This window comes from Bordetella bronchialis, from assembly GCF_001676705.1.
In the GTDB taxonomy this organism is placed as follows: domain Bacteria; phylum Pseudomonadota; class Gammaproteobacteria; order Burkholderiales; family Burkholderiaceae_B; genus Bordetella_C; species Bordetella_C bronchialis.
Genome location: NZ_CP016170.1, coordinates 3,214,229 through 3,234,568 on the forward strand (window position 1 = coordinate 3,214,229; position 20,340 = coordinate 3,234,568).

At 67.2% G+C, this 20,340-nt stretch carries 15 protein-coding genes; 10 read left to right on the top strand and 5 right to left on the bottom strand.

What is annotated here, in order from left to right; genetic code table 11:
* The first annotated feature begins 56 nt into the window (after window positions 1-56).
* From BAU06_RS14250 to BAU06_RS14265, 4 genes are all read left to right on the top strand, one after another.
* The gene (locus tag BAU06_RS14250) at window positions 57-2,108 is read left to right on the top strand and encodes a hydantoinase/oxoprolinase family protein (protein WP_066350261.1); all 2,052 of its coding nucleotides are present in this window, start codon (window positions 57-59) and stop codon (window positions 2,106-2,108) included.
* Entirely contained in the window at window positions 2,105-4,180 is a 2,076-nt protein-coding gene (locus BAU06_RS14255; RefSeq protein ID WP_066350263.1) for a hydantoinase B/oxoprolinase family protein, read from the top strand. The genes BAU06_RS14250 and BAU06_RS14255 overlap by 4 nt, the downstream gene beginning before the upstream one ends.
* An 87-nt stretch (window positions 4,181-4,267) precedes the next feature.
* Window positions 4,268-5,602, top strand: a complete 1,335-nt coding sequence (locus BAU06_RS14260) for an NAD(P)/FAD-dependent oxidoreductase (RefSeq protein ID WP_066350267.1) — start codon at window positions 4,268-4,270, stop codon at window positions 5,600-5,602.
* Between the two features lie 173 nt (window positions 5,603-5,775).
* Entirely contained in the window at window positions 5,776-6,768 is a 993-nt protein-coding gene (locus BAU06_RS14265; RefSeq protein ID WP_066350273.1) for a Bug family tripartite tricarboxylate transporter substrate binding protein, read from the top strand.
* A 201-nt stretch (window positions 6,769-6,969) separates the two neighbouring features.
* Here the strand turns inward: BAU06_RS14265 and BAU06_RS14270 are convergent, their stop codons facing one another.
* Window positions 6,970-7,989, bottom strand: coding sequence for a GlxA family transcriptional regulator (locus BAU06_RS14270; RefSeq protein ID WP_066350276.1), 1,020 nt, complete (start codon window positions 7,987-7,989; stop codon window positions 6,970-6,972).
* Between the two features lie 129 nt (window positions 7,990-8,118).
* On the opposite strand from BAU06_RS14270, the gene BAU06_RS14275 reads away from it, so the two are divergent.
* From BAU06_RS14275 to BAU06_RS14295, 5 genes are all read left to right on the top strand, one after another.
* Window positions 8,119-9,165: an ABC transporter substrate-binding protein gene (locus BAU06_RS14275; protein WP_066350278.1), complete on the top strand. Its 1,047-nt coding sequence runs from the start codon at window positions 8,119-8,121 to the stop codon at window positions 9,163-9,165.
* Window positions 9,166-9,203: 38 nt separating this feature from the next.
* Window positions 9,204-10,319, top strand: a complete 1,116-nt coding sequence (locus BAU06_RS14280) for an ABC transporter ATP-binding protein (protein WP_066359069.1) — start codon at window positions 9,204-9,206, stop codon at window positions 10,317-10,319.
* The gene (locus BAU06_RS14285; protein WP_066350283.1) at window positions 10,316-11,158 is read left to right on the top strand and encodes an ABC transporter permease; all 843 of its coding nucleotides are present in this window, start codon (window positions 10,316-10,318) and stop codon (window positions 11,156-11,158) included. Before BAU06_RS14280 ends, BAU06_RS14285 begins: the two co-directional genes overlap by 4 nt.
* Window positions 11,155-11,943: an ABC transporter permease gene (locus tag BAU06_RS14290; RefSeq protein WP_066350287.1), complete on the top strand. Its 789-nt coding sequence runs from the start codon at window positions 11,155-11,157 to the stop codon at window positions 11,941-11,943. Before BAU06_RS14285 ends, BAU06_RS14290 begins: the two co-directional genes overlap by 4 nt.
* A 78-nt stretch (window positions 11,944-12,021) precedes the next feature.
* Window positions 12,022-13,035 carry a proline racemase family protein gene (locus BAU06_RS14295; RefSeq protein ID WP_066350291.1) on the top strand — a complete coding sequence of 338 codons (1,014 nt, stop codon included), beginning with the start codon at window positions 12,022-12,024 and terminating at the stop codon, window positions 13,033-13,035.
* A 1,501-nt stretch (window positions 13,036-14,536) separates the two neighbouring features.
* Here the strand turns inward: BAU06_RS14295 and BAU06_RS14300 are convergent.
* The 3 genes from BAU06_RS14300 to araD form a co-directional block, all read right to left on the bottom strand.
* On the bottom strand, window positions 14,537-15,526 hold the full coding sequence (locus BAU06_RS14300; protein ID WP_066350293.1) for a Bug family tripartite tricarboxylate transporter substrate binding protein: 990 nt from the start codon (window positions 15,524-15,526) through the stop codon (window positions 14,537-14,539).
* Between the two features lie 236 nt (window positions 15,527-15,762).
* Window positions 15,763-16,482, bottom strand: a complete 720-nt coding sequence (locus tag BAU06_RS14305; protein WP_066350296.1) for a ribonuclease activity regulator RraA — start codon at window positions 16,480-16,482, stop codon at window positions 15,763-15,765.
* Between the two features lie 10 nt (window positions 16,483-16,492).
* Entirely contained in the window at window positions 16,493-18,223 is a 1,731-nt protein-coding gene (gene araD / locus BAU06_RS14310; RefSeq protein ID WP_066350300.1) for an L-arabinonate dehydratase, read from the bottom strand.
* A 187-nt stretch (window positions 18,224-18,410) separates the two neighbouring features.
* Between araD and BAU06_RS14315 the strand changes: the two genes are divergently transcribed.
* Window positions 18,411-19,112, top strand: coding sequence for a GntR family transcriptional regulator (locus BAU06_RS14315; protein ID WP_066350301.1), 702 nt, complete (start codon window positions 18,411-18,413; stop codon window positions 19,110-19,112).
* A 73-nt stretch (window positions 19,113-19,185) separates the two neighbouring features.
* Here BAU06_RS14315 and ydiK read toward each other — a convergent pair whose 3' ends face one another.
* On the bottom strand, window positions 19,186-20,334 hold the full coding sequence (gene ydiK / locus BAU06_RS14320; protein ID WP_066350303.1) for an AI-2E family transporter YdiK: 1,149 nt from the start codon (window positions 20,332-20,334) through the stop codon (window positions 19,186-19,188).
* Window positions 20,335-20,340: the final 6 nt, after the last annotated feature.

The window sequence follows — 20,340 nt, forward strand, 5'->3', positions numbered from 1 at the left end:
GCCATGCCCTTCTCCGCAAGCGGGTTGCATGTTCCGCAACGCGAACCGGGGGCAGCATGGGCTACAGAGTGGGCGTCGATATCGGCGGCTCTTTCACGGACTTCGCCGTATTCGACGAAGACAGCGGCGAGATCAAAAGCCTCAAGGTCTTCTCCCGGCCCGACCAGCCGGGCGAGGAAGTCATCGCGGGCGTGCGCATGCTGGGCGAGCGCTACGGCATCCGCCCCGACGAGATCCGCTATTTCACCCACGGCACCACCGTGGGCATCAACACCGTCATCCAGCGCAAGGGCCTGAAGCTGGCGCTCTTCGCCACGGAAAACTTCTGCGACGTCCTGGAACTGGCGCGCCTGAGAACGCCGGACATGTATCACCTGCTGTCGCGGCGTCCCGAGCCGCTGGTCAAGCGCAGCATGGTGTTCGGCATCGCCGAACGCATGGCGCCCGACGGCTCCGTGCGCAAGCCGCTGGACGAGAACAGCGTGAAGCAGGCGCTGCGGGCGGCACGCGATGCCGGCGCCGAAGGCATCGTGATTTCCCTGCTGCATGCCTATCGCAACCCCGCGCATGAGCAGCGCACCCGGGAGATCGTCCAGGCGCTCGCGCCCGACCTGCCGGTATCGTGCTCCAGCGAAACCTGGCCCATCATCCGCGAATACGAACGCACGATTACCGCGGTCATCGGCGGCTATGTCCAGCCGCGCGTGGCGCACTACCTGGGATCCCTGCAGGGCGCGCTGAAGAACGCCGGCGTGCAGCCCGAACCGCGCCTGACCAAGTCCAACGGCGGCGTGATGACGGCCGAGCAAGGCAAGCGCGATTGCGTGCAAATGATTCTGTCCGGCACGGCGGCCGGGGTGATCGGCGCCAGCCACGTGGCGGCCACCGCTGGCATTCCCCGCTGCCTCAGCCTGGATATCGGCGGCACCAGCGCCGACATCGCCGTGATCGTCGACGGCAAGCCGCAGTATGGCGTCGGCGAGCTGATCGGCGATTTCCAGATCTACATCCCGTCGGTGTCGGTATCGTCGGTGGGCGAAGGCGGCGGCTCGATCGCCTGGGTGGACCCGCTGGGCGTACTGAAAGTGGGTCCGGAAAGCGCCGGTTCGCGTCCCGGGCCGGCCTGCTACCGCCGTGGCGGCACGCGCGCCACCATTACGGACGCCTTCGTCTGCTGCGGCCTTGTCGGCCATTCCGACCTGGGCTACCAGGCCGTCGAGGTCGATGCCCAGGCCTCGCGCAAGGCGGTGGGCGAACTCGCCAGCCAGCTGGGCCGCGGCATCGAGGAAACCGCGGAAGCCATCATCCAGATCGCCGTGTCCGGCATGTACACCGAAGTCAGCGGCCTGGTGTCGCGCTACGGGATAGACCCGCGCGACTACGCGGTGCTGGCCTTCGGCGGCGCCGGCCCCATGCTGGGCTGCTTCCTGGCCCGCGAAATCAAGGTAAAGGAAATCGTCGTCCCGCCCTCGCCCGGCACACTCAGCGCCCTGGGCGGGCTGATCGCCGATCTCAAGAGCGACTTCCTGAAAACCGTCTACACGGACCTGACTCCCGCCAACCTGCAAGCCGTGCGCGACGAATTCGATGTGCTGCGCGAGCGCGCGCGGCAATGGCTGGAGCAGGAACAAGGCCACCTGGACGGCGCCGAATACGTCTACTCGGCAGAGATGCGCTATCGCGGGCAGTCGTACGAGATCGACACCGTGCTGGACCCGGCCCATGTCGCGGCGGGCGATGTGCAAGCCGTGGCGCGGGCCTTTCACGAGATGCATCGCCGCCTGTACGGCCACGCCGACGAACGGGCGCCTGTACAGATCGTCAGCCTGCGCGTGGTGATATCCGGCAACAACGACAAGCCGCGCTTCCCGCGCCACGAACCGGTCGAGGGCGCGCCGCGGCCCGACCGGGCCGTGCGCGTATGGCTGGATGGCGGTTTCCGCGAGGTAGACCTGTACAGCCGCTCCGCGCTGGCGGCCGGCCAGCACTTCACGGGTCCCGCCATCGTGGCCCAGGACGACTGCACCACCGTCATTCCGGCGGGCCATGCCTGCCGCGTCGACGAATACGCCAACCTGCGCATCGCTTCCGAAGGAGCCGCATCGTGACCGTGGACAATTTCCGCCTGCAGGTGCTGGCCAACCACTGCACCGCCGCCGCCGAGGCCATGGGCTATACGCTGATGCGCACGGCCTATTCCACTTTCGTCAAGGAGACCGAGGACTTTTCCGCGCAATTGATGACGCCTTCGGGCAAGACCTTCGCCTCGCCCAAGACCTTCGGCGCGACCTGGTACACCGGCCTGGACTACGGCCGCGTGATCGCGATGTTCGACGACTATCGCGAAGGCGACATCTACCTGACCAACGACCCCTATAGCGGCTACGTGGCCACGCACACGCCGGACATGCATGTGTGGAAGCCCGTATTCCGCGACGGGCGCCTGGTGTGCTTCGTGGGCAGCCACATCCACAACACCGATATGGGCGGCGCGGTGCCGGCGTCGCTGTCGCGCACCCTGACGGAGGTCCACCAGGAAGGCCTGCGCATACCGCCCATGCTGCTGATGCGCGACGGCGTGATCGACGACAAGCTGCTGCGCATCATGCAGGTCAACGTGCGCATGCCCGAGCAGAACCGCGGCGACCTGAACGCGCAGATCGCCGCGCTGAATGTCGGCGAACGCAAGGTGCACGAGATCATCGACCGCTTCGGCGTCGACGAGTTCATGCAGGGGGCGGAGGCCATCCTGGACTACGCGGAGCAGCAGACGCGCGCCTTGATCCGCGACATCCCCGACGGCGACTACGCGTTCTCCGAGTACGCCGACGAGGACTCGGTGGCAGGTTATCCCTGCCGCATCCACATCACGCTGCGCGTGCGCGGCGACGAGCTGGAGATGGACTTCACGGGCAGCGATCCGCAGGTGGCCTCATCGCTGAACGTGCCCACCGGGGGCGACGGCCACCACTCCGTGATTACGGTCGGGCTGATCTACGTCATGCATACGCTGGCGCCGCGCAACGTGCTGAACGCCGGCTCGGTGCGCCCCATGCGCGCCGTCCTGCCCGAAGGCTCGGTCGTCAATCCGCAAGCGCCCGCCGCGGTGGGCATGCGCAGCCTGATGGCGGCCGTGATCCAGGCCTGCACCTTCGGCGTGTTCAACCGCGCGCTGCCGGACCGGCTGCCCGCCTGCCCCGCCGGCGGCTCCACGCTGCTGAACGTCAAGACCGCGACTCGCGAGGGCCGCCAGGTGCTGTCCTCCATCGGCCCTTGCGGCGGCGGCGCCGGCGGCGGCCCGGAGTACGACGGCGTGGAAGGCTGCGGCGCGAACAATGCTTTCCTGAAGAATACGCCCGTGGAAATCAATGAGGCCGAGGTGCCCATCGAGATCATCCGCTACGGCCTGGTGCCGGATACCGGCGGGGCGGGCCGCCTGCGCGGCGGCAATGCCGCGACCATGGAGTTCAAGCTGCTGGCGCCCAACGGCGTGGTTACCGCGCGCAACCGCAACCGTTCCGAGCTGGCCGCCTGGGGCGTGGTCGGCGGCAAGGCCGGCGCGAACTCGCGCTTCATCAAGAATCCCGACACGCCCGCGGCCGAGGAATTGCGCAACAGCGACCTGGTCAACTGCGCGCCCGGCGATGTCATCCGCCTGCAGGGACCGGCCGGCGGCGGCTATGGCGATCCCTTCCAGCGCCCCGTCGATAAAGTACTGGAGGACGTGCGCTGCGGCTTCGTCTCGCCGGAGCGCGCCCGCCAGGCCTATGGGGTGGCGATACGCGACGATATGACGGTGGACGAGGCCGCCACGCGCGCGCTGCGCGACCCGGCAGGCCGCGCGGGCACCGGGACCGACGGCGCGGCGGGCGCCACGGCGCCGCGCGTGGCGGGGCAGGCGCATTTCGACTACGGCCCTGGACGCTCGCGCTTCGAAAGCATCTGGACCGCCGCGCGCTACGAGGCCATGACACACATCATGGCCGCGATACCGGTCAGTTGGCGCCATTTCGTGAAGCACCGGATGTTCGCCGCGCTGGCAGGCACCGAACCGCCGGTCGACGGCGGCGCCGCCGATATCGAGCGCATCTACCGGGAGCTGAGCGAGCGCTATGCCGACCTGCCCACGCTGGACGCGATCGCGTCCGGCGCGCCGGCGGCCGGACGCGAGGCGGCTTGAGCGGCGGCCGGCGCGCATGACTCGCGGCCGCCACGCACCGGACGCGCCGCGGGCGGATGACACTTCATACGATGCAGGAGAACCTGGATGGCAGCTTCCACCGATATCTTCGCGCCCGGCTTCCAGCGGCGTCCCTATTGGTGGGAAGCGTATGAGCCGCCCGAAACCGGCGAGGATGCTCTGCCCGCCCGGGTCGATGTGGCCATCGTGGGCGGCGGCTATACAGGCATATGCTGCGCCCTGACCTTGCGCGAGGCAGGCGTCGATGCCGTCGTGCTGGAAGCGGGCCGGCCCGGCCAGGGTGCGAGTACGCGATCCGGCGGGCAGATGACCGGCGGGGTGAACGTGCAGAAGAAGGCGCTCGCCGCCGTCGGTGAAAGCCCGGCGGAGCGCGAAGCACGCCTGTCCGCCCGCTTGCGCGATGCCGCCGCCTCGATGCGCTATGTAGAGTCGCTGATCGAGCGGCATGGCATCCAGTGCGGCTGGCAGAAGACCGGACGGCTTACCGCCATGTGGCTGCCCCAGCACTACCAGGCATGGCAGGCGCGGATGGACCAGCTGAATGCCTGCACCGATTCCCATGCGCGCATGATCCCGCGCGAGCGCCTGGGCCGCGAGATCGGTTCCGATATTTATCACGGCGCGGCGCTGATCGAACACGCCGGCCACCTGCATCCCGCCCAGCTTTACGGCGGCATGCTGGCCGCCGCCCGCCGTGCCGGCGCGCGCGTGCATGGCAATACCCACGTGGCGGGCATCGAGCGCGTTGCGGGCGGCTACGCGCTGCGCACGGCCCGGGGCACCCTGCGCGCCGGGCAGGTGGTGATCGCCACGAATGGCTACACCGGCCCGGACATGGGCGAGCTGCGCCGCAAGGTCGTACCCATCGCCACGTACATGATCGCCACGGAAGAACTCGCGCCCGACCTGGCGGCCAGCATCCTGCCGACCAACCGCGCCGTTTCCGAGTCGCGCCGCGTCGTGAACCACTACCGGCTGTCTCCGGATGGACGCCGCCTGCTGTTCGGCGGCCGCGCGCGCTTCACGCCCGCCAGCGAGGAGACCACCGCCCGGCTGCTGCATCGCGCCATGCTCAGGCGTTTCCCGCAGCTGGCGGGGACCCGCATTACGCACAGCTGGGGCGGCAATGTCGCCATGACGCTGGATGCCATGCCGCACATCGGTGGCGCGGAGGGCCTGCACTACGCGCTGGGCTGCAATGGCAGCGGCGTAGCGATGATGAGCTACCTGGGACACAGTCTCGGGCGCAAAATCGCCGAGCAATCGCGCGGTCCGATCAACGCCTTCGACATGGGGGAAATTCCCGGTCATCCTTTCTACTTCGGCAATACATGGTTCCTGTTTGCCATCGGCAGCTGGTACCAGGCGCGGGATGCCTACGACCACTGGAGGGCTCGCTGAACCGCGGGCAAGGGGCAGACTACCCACCGACAAGCTGTTGTCCATCCGGCCCGCTCGCCGTCCGAACGCGGACGAAGGGCCGGGCTCTTGCCTCGCACCGTCCGATGCGGCCCGGCCCGTTGCCGCGGCCGCGAATAAGGGATCGGACGTGTAAAAAATTACTGGAGTGATCCATGAATACGCAGCGTCGCAGTGCCTTGAAAATCCTGGCCGGTCTGTGCGGAGCCTCCGCCCTGCCCCGCTTCGCGGTGGCGCAGCCGGGCGCGTATCCCGCCGGTCCGGTTACCGTGATCGTGCCGTACGGGTCCGGCGGCAGCACGGACGTGATCGCCCGCCTGCTGGTCAACGATGTGAGCGAGCGCCTTGGCGGCAAGTTCATCGTGGAGAACAAGCCCGGCGCGGCCGGCAATATCGGCACGCGTCAGGTGGCGGTTTCGCGCCCCGACGGCAGCGCGCTGCTGTATTCGACCGCGACGCCGTTCTGCATCAATCCCTATGTGTACAAGACGCTGCCCTTCGACCCGGACAACGATTTCACCGCGGTGTCGCGCACGGCGAAGCTGCCCCTGGTGCTGGTCGCGAACGCCGGCCTGGGGATCAAGAATGCGCAGGAATTCGTCGACTATCTGCGCACGCACCAGAAGGATTGCAGCTTCAGTTCCTACGGCATCGGAACATCGAGCCATATCGCCGGCACCATTTTCACGCGCAAAATCGGCGCGAGCGGCGTGCTGCACGTCCCCTACAAGGACATGACCGCGATGTCGGACCTGGCGGCCGGCCGCAATACCTTCCACATCGACGCGTGGTCGGTGGTGGACCCGCTGGTGAAGGCGGGCAAGCTGGCGGCGCTGGCGGTGTCCAGCAGCGAACCGCTGCCGTGGGCGCCCAAGCTTCCCACCATCGCCAGCGTGATCAAGAGCGATTACGAGGTCGTGACGTGGCACGCGGTGTTCGCGCCCCGAAAGACGCCCGGCGATGTCGTCCAGCTGTTGAACCGGGAATTCCAGATGACGATAGATAAGCCGGGGATTCAGAAGACCTATACCGAGCAAGGGTTTCTTGCCTATCCTCCCGCGACACCCGGAGAGATCGATGCCTTCGTTAAGGCCGACAAGGCGCGGTGGAAGGGGTATGTAGAAGCGGCAGGGATTACGCCTTCCTAGGAGTGATCTTTCGGGCCCCGAAGCAAATCGGGGTACTGGAGGCAGTCTGTCGGAGATGCGGAATCGGTTTACTTATGCCGTCCGCCGGGGGTGATGCCGAGTGTCGGCGGCCCAATCGGCCAACCGAATCTGCATCGCCATCGACGGACAGCACGAGCAAGCCGAATAAGCATTACCACCGACACAGGACGTGTCCGAGCGCTAGTTGCCCGCCTGCTGCTTGTACTCCCTGGGCGTCATCCCAAAGCGCCCCCGGAACTCCCGCGAGAAATGCGCCCCATCCGCGAAACCGCAGTCCAGCGCGACCTGCGTCACCGGCAGCCGGCTGTTCTCCAGCAGCCACCGGCTGTACTGCAAGCGCAAATTGCGCTGGAACACCATGGGGCTCACCCCCAGCGCCTGCTGGAACGCCCGCTCCAGCTGGCGCCGCCCTATCCCGACGTAGCGCGCGATCGCATCCAGCGAGGGCGGATCGTCGATGCGCTGCTCGATGAAATGCGCCGCCTGCCGCACGCGCAGGTCAACGATCTCCGACACATCGGAATAGAAATGCGCCTGCGGCACCCGCGCCGGCCGCATGCCTTGCAGCATCATGTGCCGTACCGCCTGCTGGGCCTTGTCGCGGCCGCAATGGCGCTCCACCAGGTACAGCGCCAGATCGATCGCCGCCGTCGAACCCGCGCAGGTGATCAGGTCGCCTTCGTCGATAAACAGCCGGTCCACCACCGCCCGCACGCCCGGAAACCGCGCACGGAACGCGTCCAGTACGTTCCAGTGCACGCAGACGCTGCGTGCGCCCAGCACGCCCGCCTGCGCCAGTGCGAAGGTGCCGGTGCAGATGCCCAGCATGCGCACCGGGCTATCCGCCACGCGGCGGATCCACTGCTGCAGCACCGGCGGCAGATTGACGTTCGGATAATCATTGCCGCCGCAGATGGCCACGTAGTCCAGGCCTGACAAGTCCTCCGCCAGGCCGCCGTCCACCGCCAGCGACATGCCGGCGCTGGCCGAACGCGGCAATCCGTCCCAGCTCATCACCCGCCAGGTGGTATGGATGCGCCGGCTCTTGCCGCCGTGGTCGCCCGCCAGCCGCAATGCATCCACGAAACCGGAAAATGCCGCCAGCGTGAACTGATCGAGCAACACCAGACCGACCGAGAGTTCTGGTTTACCCGGAGAGGGCGTGATATCCACGGAGGGAGCAGGCGAGACGGCTGTCATGATGACGCAATTATTCAAGTTTCTGACCAGACATTTCAATCCCGGTTTGCCCTACGGGCGCACTATTCCGGGCACCGATACATGAAAGCCCGGCCCGCGCGCCGGGCACCATCCGCAAGGGGAATCGCCATGGCACGACCGATCCGTAACGCCCTGCTCGCCGGCGCTATCGCCGCCGCCTTCATGACGCAGCCCGCCGCGGCCGCCGAACGCATCACCGTCGCGTGGTACGGCGGCAATTGGGGCGACGCCTTCAAGGCCTGCGTGGCGGACCCGTACACCAAGGCGACCGGCGTCGCCGTGACCCCGGAAATCGGCACGTCCACCACCACATTGTCCAAGCTGCAGCAGCAGAAGAACGCGCCCACCATCGACGTCGCCTGGATGGACGGCGGCATCAGCGAACTGGCGCAGGCCGCCGGCGTGCTGGACACGCTGGACCCGAACGCCATCCCGAATATGAAGCACGTCCTGCCGCAGGCCATCTACAGCCACGGCGGCACGACCTACGCGGTGGGCACGGGCTACTACTCGCTGGGCCTGACCTACAGCACCAAGGAAATCGGCACGCCGCCCAAGACCTGGAAGGACCTGTGGAAGCCGGAATATGCCGGCGCCGTGGCGATTCCCTCGCCGTCGAATTCGTCCGGCGTGCCCTTCATCCTGTTCATGGCCAAGGTGTGGGGCGTGGATCCTTCCAACCTTGACCCCGTCTACAAGCGCCTGGCGGCGCTGGACACCGCCCTGCTGTTCGACAGCTCGGGCGCGGCCACCAATGCCTTCCAGTCGGGCGAGGCCGTCATCGGCGCGCACTTCAACGTCGGCGCCTGGGACCTTATCGACAAGAAGCTGCCCATAGGCTTCGCCGTGCCGCAGGAAGGCGTATGGGCGACCGACGCCCGGCTGCATCTGGTCAAGGGCACGCCCAGCAAAGCGGCGGCGCAGAAATTCATCGATACCGCGCTGACTCCCGAGGCCTCGCAATGCCTGGCGACGCGCCTGTACCTGGGGCCTTCGGTGCAAGGCGTGCAGCTGCCGCCGGAAGCCGCGCGCAAGCTGCCGTGGGGCGAGCGAGGCTCGGTGCAAGACCTGCAACTGCTGGACTGGAATGAAGTCAACGCCCGTCGCGCCGAAATCACCGATGCGTGGAACCGCCAGGTCGCCCGCAAGCGCTGATCGGAGCGGACGCTTTGCATAAGAACGGGGAAACCAAGATGTCGGTCCTGCTGGACATCCGCGGTGTACGCAAACGCTTCGGCGGCCATGCCGCGCTGGACGCAATCGATCTGCAGGTGCGGCAGGGTGAATTCATCGCCCTGCTGGGACCCAGCGGCTGCGGCAAAACCACCCTGCTGCGTACGATCGCCGGCTTCCTGGCGCCGGACGCGGGCAGCATCCTGATCGAGGGCCGGGACGTCAGCCGCCTGCCCGCGCACCGGCGCCCGCTGAACACCGTGTTCCAGAACTACGCGCTGTTCCCGCACATGACGGTGCTGGACAACGTGTCGTACGGGCCGCGGCGCCGCGGCACGGGCAAGGCGGAAGCCGCGCAGCGCGCGCGCCAGGCCCTGGAAATGGTCGGCCTGGCCGGCATGGATGGCCGCTACCCGCGCGAGATGTCCGGCGGCCAGCAGCAGCGCGTGGCGCTGGCGCGCGCTATCGTCAATGCGCCGAAGCTGCTGCTGCTGGATGAACCGCTGTCCGCGCTGGATTTGAAATTGCGGCGCCGCATGCAGTTGGAGTTGAAGCATCTGCAGGAGCAACTGGGGATTTCCTTCGTGTTCGTCACGCACGACCAGGAGGAAGCCATGACCATGGCCGACCGTATCGTCGTGATGAATGCCGGCCGCATCGAGCAGATCGGAACCGGTCCGGAGATCTACCGCGCCCCGGCGACGAGGTTCGTCGCGGAATTCATCGGCGATGCCAATCTGCTGCCCTTCACCCGCGCCGCCAATGGCCACGGTGTCGCGCTCGACTCGCTGGCCGGGCTGCTCGCCGTCGCGGCGGCCGATGCGGCGGCCAGCGGCAATACCCCCGGACCGGGCGCCGGTGGCACGCACGCCGTCCCTGCGCGCGGCACGGCCGTCCTGCGGCCGGAGGATCTGCACATCGCCGATGGCGGCGATGCGCCGGCCGGGCACGTCCGGTTCAAAGCGACCGTCACCGACGTCATCCGCGTGGGCAGCCACACCGCCATCCTGGGCGATGCCGGCGGCCAGACGCTGCAAGCGCGCCTGCCCGGCGACTGTCCTGGCCTGGCGGCCGGCGGCATTCGCACCTGGAGCTTCGATCCCGCGCGCATCCATCTGATCGCGGAGCAACCATGACGCGATCGCTGCGCACGCCCGCCGCCCTGCTTTGCGTCCCGCTGGCGCTGTTCGCGGCTTTCTTCGTGGCGCCCCTGTGCGTGGTCGCGCTGGCCAGCATCTTCGATCCCGCGCGCGGCGGCTTCACGCTGGCGTACTACGTCAACGTGCTGGCCGACGCCTACCATTGGGACGTCATCGCCACCACCTTCCGCATCGGCGTGGGCAGCACGCTGGTCTGCCTGCTGCTCGGCTATCCGCTGGCCTGGTACCTGGTGCGCCTGGTGCGCTGGCGCCACTGGCGGCGCATTTGCGTGATCATCCTGGTAGTGCCCCTGTTCACCAGCAATATCGTGCGCTCCTTCGGCTGGATGGTCATGCTGGGCCGCAACGGCATCGTCAACGACGCCATGCAGGGCGTGGGATTGATCGATCGTCCCATGCGCTTCCTGGGTACCGAGCTGGGCATCCTGATCGGCATGGTCTACATCCTGCTGCCCTTCGTCGTGCTGGCCGTCGGCAATACGCTGGCCCGCATCGATCCCGGCCTGGAGCAGGCTTCTTCCGACCTGGGCGCGTCGCCCTGGCAGACCTTCGTGCACGTCACGCTGCCCCTGACCCTGCCCGGCGTCGCCGCCGGCGCCATCATGGCCTTCACGTTGGCCGTGAGCGCCTACGTCACGCCGGCCCTGCTGTCGGGCGGGCGCGTCACCGTGCTTTCGGTATTGATCTTCCAGCAGTACAGCAGCGTGTTCAACGTCCACCAGGGCGGCGCCCTGAGCGTGGTGCTGCTGGTGCTTTCTCTGGTGCTGGTGGCATTGGCCGGCCGTGTGGGCCAGCCCGCAAGGAGCTCGCGATGATCGCGCGGATCGGAATACGCCTGTTGTCCTGGATCCTGCTGGCCTATATGGTTCTGCCGCTGGCGGTGATCCTGGGGGCCTCGTTCACCGCGACGTCGTATCTGGCCTTCCCGCCACAGGGCTGGACGCTGCACTGGTATCGGCAATTCCTGGGCGACCCCAGTTATCTGTCGGCCTTCTTTACCAGCGCCATGCTGGCCAGCGCGGCGACCGCCGTGGCCATCGCGCTGGCGGTCCCATCCGCGCTCGCGGTGGCCCGCTACGACTTCCCCGGCAAGGGCGCGGTGTCCGCGCTGCTGATGTCGCCGCTGGTGCTGCCGCACGTGGTGCTGGGCGCCGCGCTGCTGCAGTTCGGTTCCTCGATAGGCCTGACGCGCAGCTTCACCGCCCTGCTGGTCGGCCATACCGTCATCGTGCTGCCTTTCGTCATGCGCAGCGTGCTGGCGATGCTGACGCCCGAACAGCGCGCGCTGGAGGAGGCATCGGCCGATCTGGGCGCCGGGCCGCTGCAGACCTTTTTCCTGGTACTGCTGCCGCAGATACGGCCGGGGCTGGTGACGGGGGGAATCTTCGCGTTCATCTCCTCGTTCATCAATGTGGAGCTGTCGATTTTCAATACGACCGCGTACCTGAACACGATTCCGGTCAAGCTCTTCAACTACGTGCAATACACCATCGATCCGACCATCGCCGCCGTCTCGGGCGCGACCATCGTCGCGGCCTTCCTGGCGATCGTGATCCTGGACCTGACCGTGGGGCTGGACATGCTGTCCGAACCCCGCTGATACACGCGGACCGACGGGTCCGCGGCGTTTCGCCTTTTCACTTACCCATCCCTTTCCTTGAAGCCGGGAGTATCAGTCATGCGCAAGCAAGACGTGTTCGATGTCATCTATACCCATACCGAAGGTGAACCGCTGTGCATCATCCATAGCGGCATCCCCTACCCCGCCGGCTCCGGCATCCTGGAGAAGCGCGCCTTCCTGGAGGCCAACTACGACTGGCTGCGCAAGGCCCTGATGCGCGAGCCGCGCGGCCACCGCGATATGTTCGGCGTGTTTCTGACGCCGCCATCGACGCCGGATTTCGACGCCGGCCTGATCTATATCGACGGCACCGAGTATTCGCACATGTGCGGCCACGGCACCATCGCCGTCGCCATGGCGATGGTTGCCCTGGGGCTGGTCAAGCGCAGCGACGACGGCCTGACGCGCATCCGCTTCGAGACCACCGCCGGCCTGGTGGTGGCAGAGGTGAAATCCGAAGGGGACGAAGTGCTATGGACGCGCTTCGAGAACGTCCCCGCGTACGTCGCCGCCCAGGACCTGCCCGTGACCGTGCCCGGTTATGGCGAGCTCAAGGCCGACATCGTGTGGGGCGGCAACTATTTCGGCATTGTCGACCTGACGGAAAGCAAGCTGCGGATCTCGCCGGAAAACGGCAGCGAACTGTCGCGTCTGGGACTCGCCGTGCGCGACCAGTTGAATGCCAAGCATCGCATCCAGCATCCGACGCAGCCGCATATCAACAACCTGAACTACATCACGTTCTGGCACCCGGCGACCATTCCCGGCGCGTTCTATAAGAACGTTCACGTCTTCAGCCAGGGCCAGCTGGACCGCTCGCCTGGCGGCACGGGCACCAGCGCGATGATGGCGATGTTCGAAGCGCGCGGAAAGATGGGTTTGAACCAGCCTATCCTTTCCGAAGGCCTGCTCGGCAGCGGCACCTTCGAAGGCTGCCTGCTCGGCACGGTGGACCTGAACGGCACCCGCGCGGTGCGGCCGACAGTCAAGGGCACGGCCAGCATACTGGGCACGGCGCGGTGGACGGTCGATCGCGATGATCCTGTCGGCGCCGGTTTCCTCGTCAAGTAAGGCGAGGTCGGCGCGCTGGGGCCGTCGGTCGGCGGGACGACTCGGCAGTCTCTGCGTTCGTCGGGGGGATGTCGACTTGGCTTGCTCCTGTCCGTCGATGGCGATGCAGAATCGGTTTGCTTATGCCGTCCGGCGCTGATGCAGGATCGGTTTGCTTATGCCGTCCGGCGGGGGTGATGCCTGGCGGCGGCGGCCCAATCGGCCGGTCCAGCGCGTTCGCGCTGGACTCCCGCTTCGTCTTCTTCGTCCGGCGGCCGAAGGGGCGGTGGGGTTCTTGCGTTTTTTTTGCCCGGCCGACCTCCCTTCAGAAGCCCTCGCGCGGCCTCAATGGGCCGCCGCCGCCAGGCATCACCCCCGCCGGACTCCGGTTTGCCTTAACCACGGATGCCGCGGCGGGCGGGTTGCTTGGCGCTTCGTCGGATGCTGCGTTTTCCGTAGGAAGATCTGGGCGTGCCCGGCGCTGCTTGGCCGCCCTGCGCGGCCAAGCAGCACCTTACGCGGTGTCGGCGTGCGGCGGATGCCGGCATGCATGCGGTTGGTGGATAAGTGGGGTTTGCGCATGCGGGGCCCGATCGGTTTCCGCCGAGACGTGTGTGGCCCATGGAAGATCTCGCAGTGCGGGAGTGCCCGTCACTTCGGGGCCGCCCAACGCGGCCACGAAGCGCCTACGTGGTCCGCCTGCTACGTGGTCCCGGCTGCACAGCGCTTCGGCCGATGAGTCGCGATGTCTTCATGCATACCGGCGTCGCGACGCCGGATATCCTGTCCGGCATCGTCGGGCCCGTTCGTTAGCGAGCCGGCTGCTGGCGACGGTACGGTTGCCCGATCAACCGTACGCGCCGATCCCGTACGCGCCGATCCCATACGCGCCGATCCCCGCCATGCTGGCGACCTCGGCAAGGCACGGTGCGGAGGTCTTCGCGGGACGGCTGGGGGCCCGCGAAGACAACCCCCATTCGGCATCCGCCACACAATGCAGCTTCCTCTTGTCATCGACGCCCGACGCGCTCCCGCACCGGTGGCGTGCCTATGCTGCGTAGGTCGCGTCGTGGTCGCGCTGGGCGGCCACGACGTGACGGGCGCAAAACGGCTTTCTACGCCAAACGCAGCCCCCGACGAAGTGCCAAGCAAACCACCCGCCGCGGCATCCGTGGTTAAGGCACATCGGAGTCCGGCGGGGGTGATGCCTGGCGGCGGCGGCCCATTGAGGCCGCGCGAGGGCTTCTGAAGGGAGGTCGGCCGGGCAAAAAAACCGCAAGAACCCCGCCGCCCCTTCGGCCGCCGGACGAAGAAGACGAAGCGGGAGTCCAGCGCGAAGGCGCTGGACCGGCCGATTGGGCCGCCGCCGCCAGGCATCACCCCCGACGGACGGCATAAGCAAACCGATCCTGCACCACCAACGGACGGCATCAGCAAACCGCTTCCGCATCACCAACAGACGGCACGAGCAACCAACTCCGCATCGCGGTCGAAGGACGGCACTACCGACCCGGTCTTCTTGCTATTCCGCCTTGGCCCCGGACTTCTTCACAACCTCCGCCCAGCGCGGAATTTCCGTGGCCATCAGGTCCCGCAATTGCTCCGGCGACCCGCCCACCAATTCCATCCCCATGGTCTTGCCGAGCTTCTCCTGCACATCGGGCTCCTTCAGGATCGCGGCGATCTCCTTGGACAAACGGTCGACGATGGGCTTGGGCGTGCCCTTGGGCGCATAAACCGCCTGCCACGACGACACGTCGAACCCCGGCACGCCGGCTTCCTGCAGCGTGGGTACGTCCGGCGCCAGCGGGATGCGCTTGGCGGTGGTCACGGCCAGCAATTGCAACTTGCCCTGCTGCAGCAGCGGCAAGGCGGCGGTCATCTGGTCGAACATGAAGGTCACGTTACCGGACGACACGTCCACCATCGCGGGCGGCGTGCCCTTGTAGGGAATATGGGTCAGCGGCACCCCTATGGTCTGGGCGAACAGCTCCCCGGTAAGGTGCGTGGACGTCCCCGCGCCCGACGAGGCGAAGGTGCGCTTTGCCGGGTCCTTCTTCAGCAATGCGATCAGATCCGCCACCGACTTCAGTTTCAGGTTGGGATCCACCAGCAGCACATTTGGCAGCGTCGCCACCAGCGATACCGGTTCGAAATCCTTGACGGGGTCATAGCTCAGGTTCTTGTACAGGCTGGGGTTGATCGCGTGCGTACTGATCGTCCCGCCGAAAAGCGTATACCCATCGGGCGGCGCCTTGGCCACATACGCCGCGCCGATCGCTCCCGCCGCGCCCGGCTTGTTCTCCACCACCACGGACTGGTGCAGCCGCTCGGACAGCTTCTGCGCGATCACGCGGCCCACCACATCGGTCGACCCGCCCGGCGTGAACGGCACTACATAAGAGATCGGCTTCTGCTGCGGCCAATCGGCGGCGTGCGCGGGCACGCCCAGGCTCGCCAGCAAGCCGGCGCCCACCAAGGCGGCAAGCGCCCTGCGTCGTTGCGATGTCATGGTTGTCTCCTGTCTATCGCTGTTTGCTATTGGCCCGCGCGGACCCGTGCCGCGCGGGTGGAATACGGCTTTTCGCGGGACGAAGCGGACCCCGGCGCGCCTTGCCAGGGAAGCGCCGAACAAAGAGCCGTCGTACCGCGGCGGGTAATGCTTATGTCTTGCTTATCGTGTTTGTCGCGTTTATCGCGGGCGCGCCCGCGCCCGCTTTTGCCAGGCCGGATACCCTGCCGGCTCCATCAGCGCCCGCGCGCCTTGCGCCATTCCGCGAACGCTTCGCGCGACGCCGGATCGGTGGGCGGGTACAGCCCCAGCGTGGAGGCGCCTTCGCGCACGCGCTCCGTGACGAAATCCTCGAATGCGGTCATTTCCGTGGCTTCCGCGGCGATTTCATCGGCCATGTGCGCGGGGATGACGACCACGCCCTCGCCGTCGCCCACCACCACGTCGCCCGGGAACACGGCCACGTCGCCGCAACCGATGGGCACATTGATATCCAGCGCCTGGTGCAGCGTCAGGTTGGTGGGGGCGGAGGGCCGCTGGTGATAGGCCGGGAAACCCATCCTGGCGATCTCGGGCGAATCGCGGAAACCGCCGTCGGTCACCACGCCGGCCGCGCCGCGCTTCATCAGGCGGGTCACCAGGATGGAGCCGGCGGATGCGGCACGCGCATCGTTGCGGCTATCGATGACCATCACCGCGCCTTCCGGGCAGGTTTCGACGGCCACGCGCTGGGGATGCGTACGGTCCTCGAACACCTTGATGTGGTTCAGGTCCTCGCGCGCCGGGATATAGCGCAGCGTGAAGGCGAAGCCCACCATATTCGGCAAATCGCCGTTCAGCGGATGCACGTTCTGGATGAACTGGTTGCGCAGGCCGCGCTTGAACAGCGCGGTGCATAGCGTGGCCGTGCTGACCTGCTCCAGCCTGGCCTTGGTATCGGGTTTGAGTTGCGACACGAAGAACTCCTTAGAAAATCTCGGGCTCGGAGACCGGCGCGCCGAATCCGGTTTCCAGGAAATCGAAATCGCAGCCTTCATTGGCCTGCAGGATGTGCTTGGAATACATCCAGCCGTAGCCGCGCTCGTAGCGGCGCGGCGGCGGCGTCCAGGCGGCGCGACGCGCGGCCATTTCCTCGTCGCTGATGTTCAGGTGGATGCGGCGCGCGGGCACGTCCACCGTAATCAGGTCGCCCGTCCGCACCAGTGCCAGCGGACCGCCGATATAGGCCTCGGGCGCCGCGTGCAGGATGCAGGCGCCGTAGCTCGTGCCGCTCATGCGCGCATCCGACAGCCGCAGCATGTCGCGCACGCCCTGCTTCACCAGCTTGGTGGGAATGGGCAGCATGCCCCACTCCGGCATGCCGGGGCCGCCCTGCGGACCGGCATTGCGCAGGATAAGGATGTGGTCTGCGGTGACATCCAGGTTCTCGTCCTCCACCGCGGCCTTCATGCTGGGGTAGTCGTCGAAGACCAGGGCCGGGCCGGTGTGCTGCAGGTAGCGCGGCGCGCAGGCGCTGGGCTTGATGACGCAGCCGTCCGGGGCGATATTGCCGCGCAGCACCGCCAGCGCGCCTTCGTCGTAGATGGCCTTGTCCAGCGGACGGATCACATCGTCGTTGTAGACCTCCGCGCCCCGGATGTTCTCGCCCAGCGTCTTGCCGGTCACGGTCATGGCGGACAGGTCCAGGTGCTGCGTCAGGCGGTTCATCAACGCGGGCAGCCCGCCCGCGTAGTAGAAGTCTTCCATCAGGTAGGTATCGCCGCTCGGACGGATATTGGCGATGACCGGCACCTTGCGGCTGGCCGCATCGAAATCGTCCAGCCCCACGGCGCAGCCGGCGCGCCGCGACATGGCGACCAGATGCACGATGGCATTGGTGGAACAGCCCATGGCCATGGCCACGTTGATGGCGTTCTTGAAAGAGGCGACCGTCAGGATTTTTTGCGGCGTCAGGTCCTGCCATACCATCTCCACGACACGGCGGCCGCATTCGGCCGACATGCGCATATGGTTGACGTCGGCCGCCGGAATGGAGGACGCGCCGGGCAGCGTCATGCCGATGGCCTCGGCGATGGCCGTCATGGTGCTGGCCGTCCCCATGGTCATGCAGGTGCCGTAGCTGCGCGCGATGCCGCCTTCCACTTCGGTCCACTCGGCCTTGCTGATGTTGCCGGCGCGGCGTTCGTCCCACAGCTTCCAGGCATCCGAACCCGACCCCAGCACCTTGCCCTTCCAGTTGCCGCGCAGCATGGGCCCGGCCGGCAGGTAGACACAGGGCAGCCCCGCGCTGAGCGCGCCCATCAGCAGGCCCGGCGTGGTCTTGTCGCAGCCGCCCATCAGCACCGCGCCGTCCACCGGGTGGCTGCGCAGCAGCTCTTCGGCTTCCATCGCCAGCATGTTGCGATAGAGCATGGTCGTCGGCTTGACGAAGGATTCGGACACCGACAAAGCGGGCAGCTCCACGGGGAAGCCGCCAGCCTGCAACACGCCGCGCTTGACGTCGGCGACCCGCTCGCGGAAGTGCATATGGCAAGGCTGCAGGTCGGACCAGGTGTTCAGGATGGCGATGATGGGCCGGCCTTCCCAGTCTTCCGGCGCATAGCCCATCTGCATCATGCGCGAGCGGTGGCCGAAGGAGCGCAGGTCGTCCTTGGCCATCCAGCGCGCGCTGCGCAGGCTCTCGTAAGTACGTGTCATGGGTTCCACTCGTATAGGTTTTATCGGGCTGCCGGACGCGGCAAGGCTTGTCTCGAGGGCATTGAAACACTAATGTATTAGTATGTCAACGCACCCCAGCCGCTACAATTCCGGTCCCGATTCGTATCCTAACCTTGGCCGCGCCCGGCGCCGCCCCACGGCCGGCGCCCGGCCCCGCCACGACGCCATGTCCCTGACGGAAACCCTTTCCACCTTGCGCCTGGACCGCTCGCGCCACGCGGCCCCGCAGGTCTTCGAGAAGCTGCGCGAACTGATCGTGTCGCTGGAACTCGCGCCCGGTACGGTGCTGCCGCGGCCGGAGCTGGCCGAAGCCTTCGGCCTGAGCCAGACCCCGATCCGCGACGCCCTGCTGCGGCTTAGCGAGGAAGGCCTGGTGGACATCTTTCCCCAGCACACCACCGAGGTCAGCCGCATCGATATCGCGGCCGCGCGCCAAGCCCATTTCCTGCGCCGCTCGCTGGAGCTCGAAATCGTCCACCTGCTGGCGCAGCGCCCCGACCCGCTGCTGGCCGCGCGCCTGCAGGCCCACATCGACCTGCAGCGCGCCGGCCTGGCGGCCAACCAGTACGCGCAATTCATCGCGGCGGACCAGGCCTTTCACCGCGAAATGCATGAGGCCGCCGGCGTGGCCGGTTTATGGGAACTGGAACAGCGCTACAGCGGCCACGTCGATCGGCTGCGGCGCCTGCACCTGCCGGAAGCCGGCAAGGCCGAGCGCATCCTGCAGGACCACCAGCGCGTGCTGGACGCCATCGTCGCCCAGGACGCGCAGCGCGCGCAGCAAGCGCTGCGCGAACACCTGTCGGGCACCCTGAGCCAGGTCGACGACATCTGCAAGCGATATCCGGACTACGTTCGCGAGGGGTGATATCCCCGGGCCGCAAGCGCCCGCAATGGAACTATCGCCCCACGTTAGTAACGATGGCGATCGGCGGCAGCCTTTATGCCGGCCGTTTCCATACCGTCCTATCGGCGCCCTTGGCCGCCATGGCTGGCGCTTCGTCCGGCGTGCCGGCCTCGCTGGCCAGGGCCGGCGATGACGGCACGCCATCGACCCAGGTGCGCAGCATCACCTGCGTCACCGCCAGGATGACGGGCCCGATAAACAGGCCCACCGGGCCGAAGGCCAGCAATCCGCCCACCACGCCGCACAGAATCAGTAGCAGCGGCAGGCGCACGCCGCGGCTGATCAGCAGCGGTCGCAGCACGTTGTCCATGGTGCCGATGAAGATGGACCACAAAAGCAGTAGCGTCGCGGCAATGTTGGCGTCCAGCCGGTATAGCCAGATGACGCCCACCGCCATGGGCAGCAAGGGTCCGATCTGTGCGACGCACAGCAGCAGCATGATGGCGGTCAGGATGCCGGCCGCCGGCACGCCGGCCAGCCATAGCCCGGCGCCGCCCAGGGCGGCCTGCACGACCGCGGTCAGCACGATGCCCAGCGCCACCGCCCGCACCGCCTGCCCCGCCAATCGGATCGCCACCGCGCCGGAGGGCCCGGCCAGCCGGACGGACAGGCGCGTCACGAATCCCGCCGCGGCCTCCCCATGGGCATACAGGATGCCGGAGAACACCAGCGTCACCAGCATGTGGATCATGAAGGCGCCCAGCACCGTGGCATGGCCCAGCGCCCAGCGGGCGCCCGTCGTCAGGTAGGGCTCTATCCTTGCGAGCAGCCCGCCCGGCCCGGCGTCGGAGAGCTTCTGCCATTCCGTGGCGGTGCGGTAGCCGATCAACGGAATATCGTGCACCCAGGCGGGAGGCGGCAGCAAGGCGTAGGTGGGCAGCTTGCGGATGGCGCCGATGATGTCGTTGGCGCGGTCCGCCAGCGTCGTGATGGTGTGGTACAGCGGCAGTGCCATCACCACCACCAGTCCCGCCATCATGACCAGGACCGCCAGCCAGCGCCGGTTGCCCAGGTGCCGCTGCAGGCCCAGTAGCAGCGGCCAGGTCGCCACCACGATGGTGCCGGCCCAGATGAAGCCGGGAACGAAGGGCCGCACGATATAGAGGCTGCCCGCCAGCAAGGCCGACAGCACGACGATAAGGAAGAAGATCCGCGCGATGTCCGTGCGATCAGCCTGCGCCATATCGCC

Coding starts and splice junctions, on each gene's coding strand:
- BAU06_RS14250 (WP_066350261.1), top strand. CDS start 57: ATGGGCTACAGAGTGGGCGTCGATATCGGCGGCTCTTTCACGGACTTC.
- BAU06_RS14260 (WP_066350267.1), top strand. CDS start 4,268: ATGGCAGCTTCCACCGATATCTTCGCGCCCGGCTTCCAGCGGCGTCCC.
- BAU06_RS14265 (WP_066350273.1), top strand. CDS start 5,776: ATGAATACGCAGCGTCGCAGTGCCTTGAAAATCCTGGCCGGTCTGTGC.
- BAU06_RS14270 (WP_066350276.1), bottom strand. CDS start 7,989: ATGACAGCCGTCTCGCCTGCTCCCTCCGTGGATATCACGCCCTCTCCG.
- BAU06_RS14275 (WP_066350278.1), top strand. CDS start 8,119: ATGGCACGACCGATCCGTAACGCCCTGCTCGCCGGCGCTATCGCCGCC.
- BAU06_RS14280 (WP_066359069.1), top strand. CDS start 9,204: ATGTCGGTCCTGCTGGACATCCGCGGTGTACGCAAACGCTTCGGCGGC.
- BAU06_RS14285 (WP_066350283.1), top strand. CDS start 10,316: ATGACGCGATCGCTGCGCACGCCCGCCGCCCTGCTTTGCGTCCCGCTG.
- BAU06_RS14290 (WP_066350287.1), top strand. CDS start 11,155: ATGATCGCGCGGATCGGAATACGCCTGTTGTCCTGGATCCTGCTGGCC.
- BAU06_RS14295 (WP_066350291.1), top strand. CDS start 12,022: ATGCGCAAGCAAGACGTGTTCGATGTCATCTATACCCATACCGAAGGT.
- BAU06_RS14300 (WP_066350293.1), bottom strand. CDS start 15,526: ATGACATCGCAACGACGCAGGGCGCTTGCCGCCTTGGTGGGCGCCGGC.
- araD (WP_066350300.1), bottom strand. CDS start 18,223: ATGACACGTACTTACGAGAGCCTGCGCAGCGCGCGCTGGATGGCCAAG.
- BAU06_RS14315 (WP_066350301.1), top strand. CDS start 18,411: ATGTCCCTGACGGAAACCCTTTCCACCTTGCGCCTGGACCGCTCGCGC.
- ydiK (WP_066350303.1), bottom strand. CDS start 20,334: ATGGCGCAGGCTGATCGCACGGACATCGCGCGGATCTTCTTCCTTATC.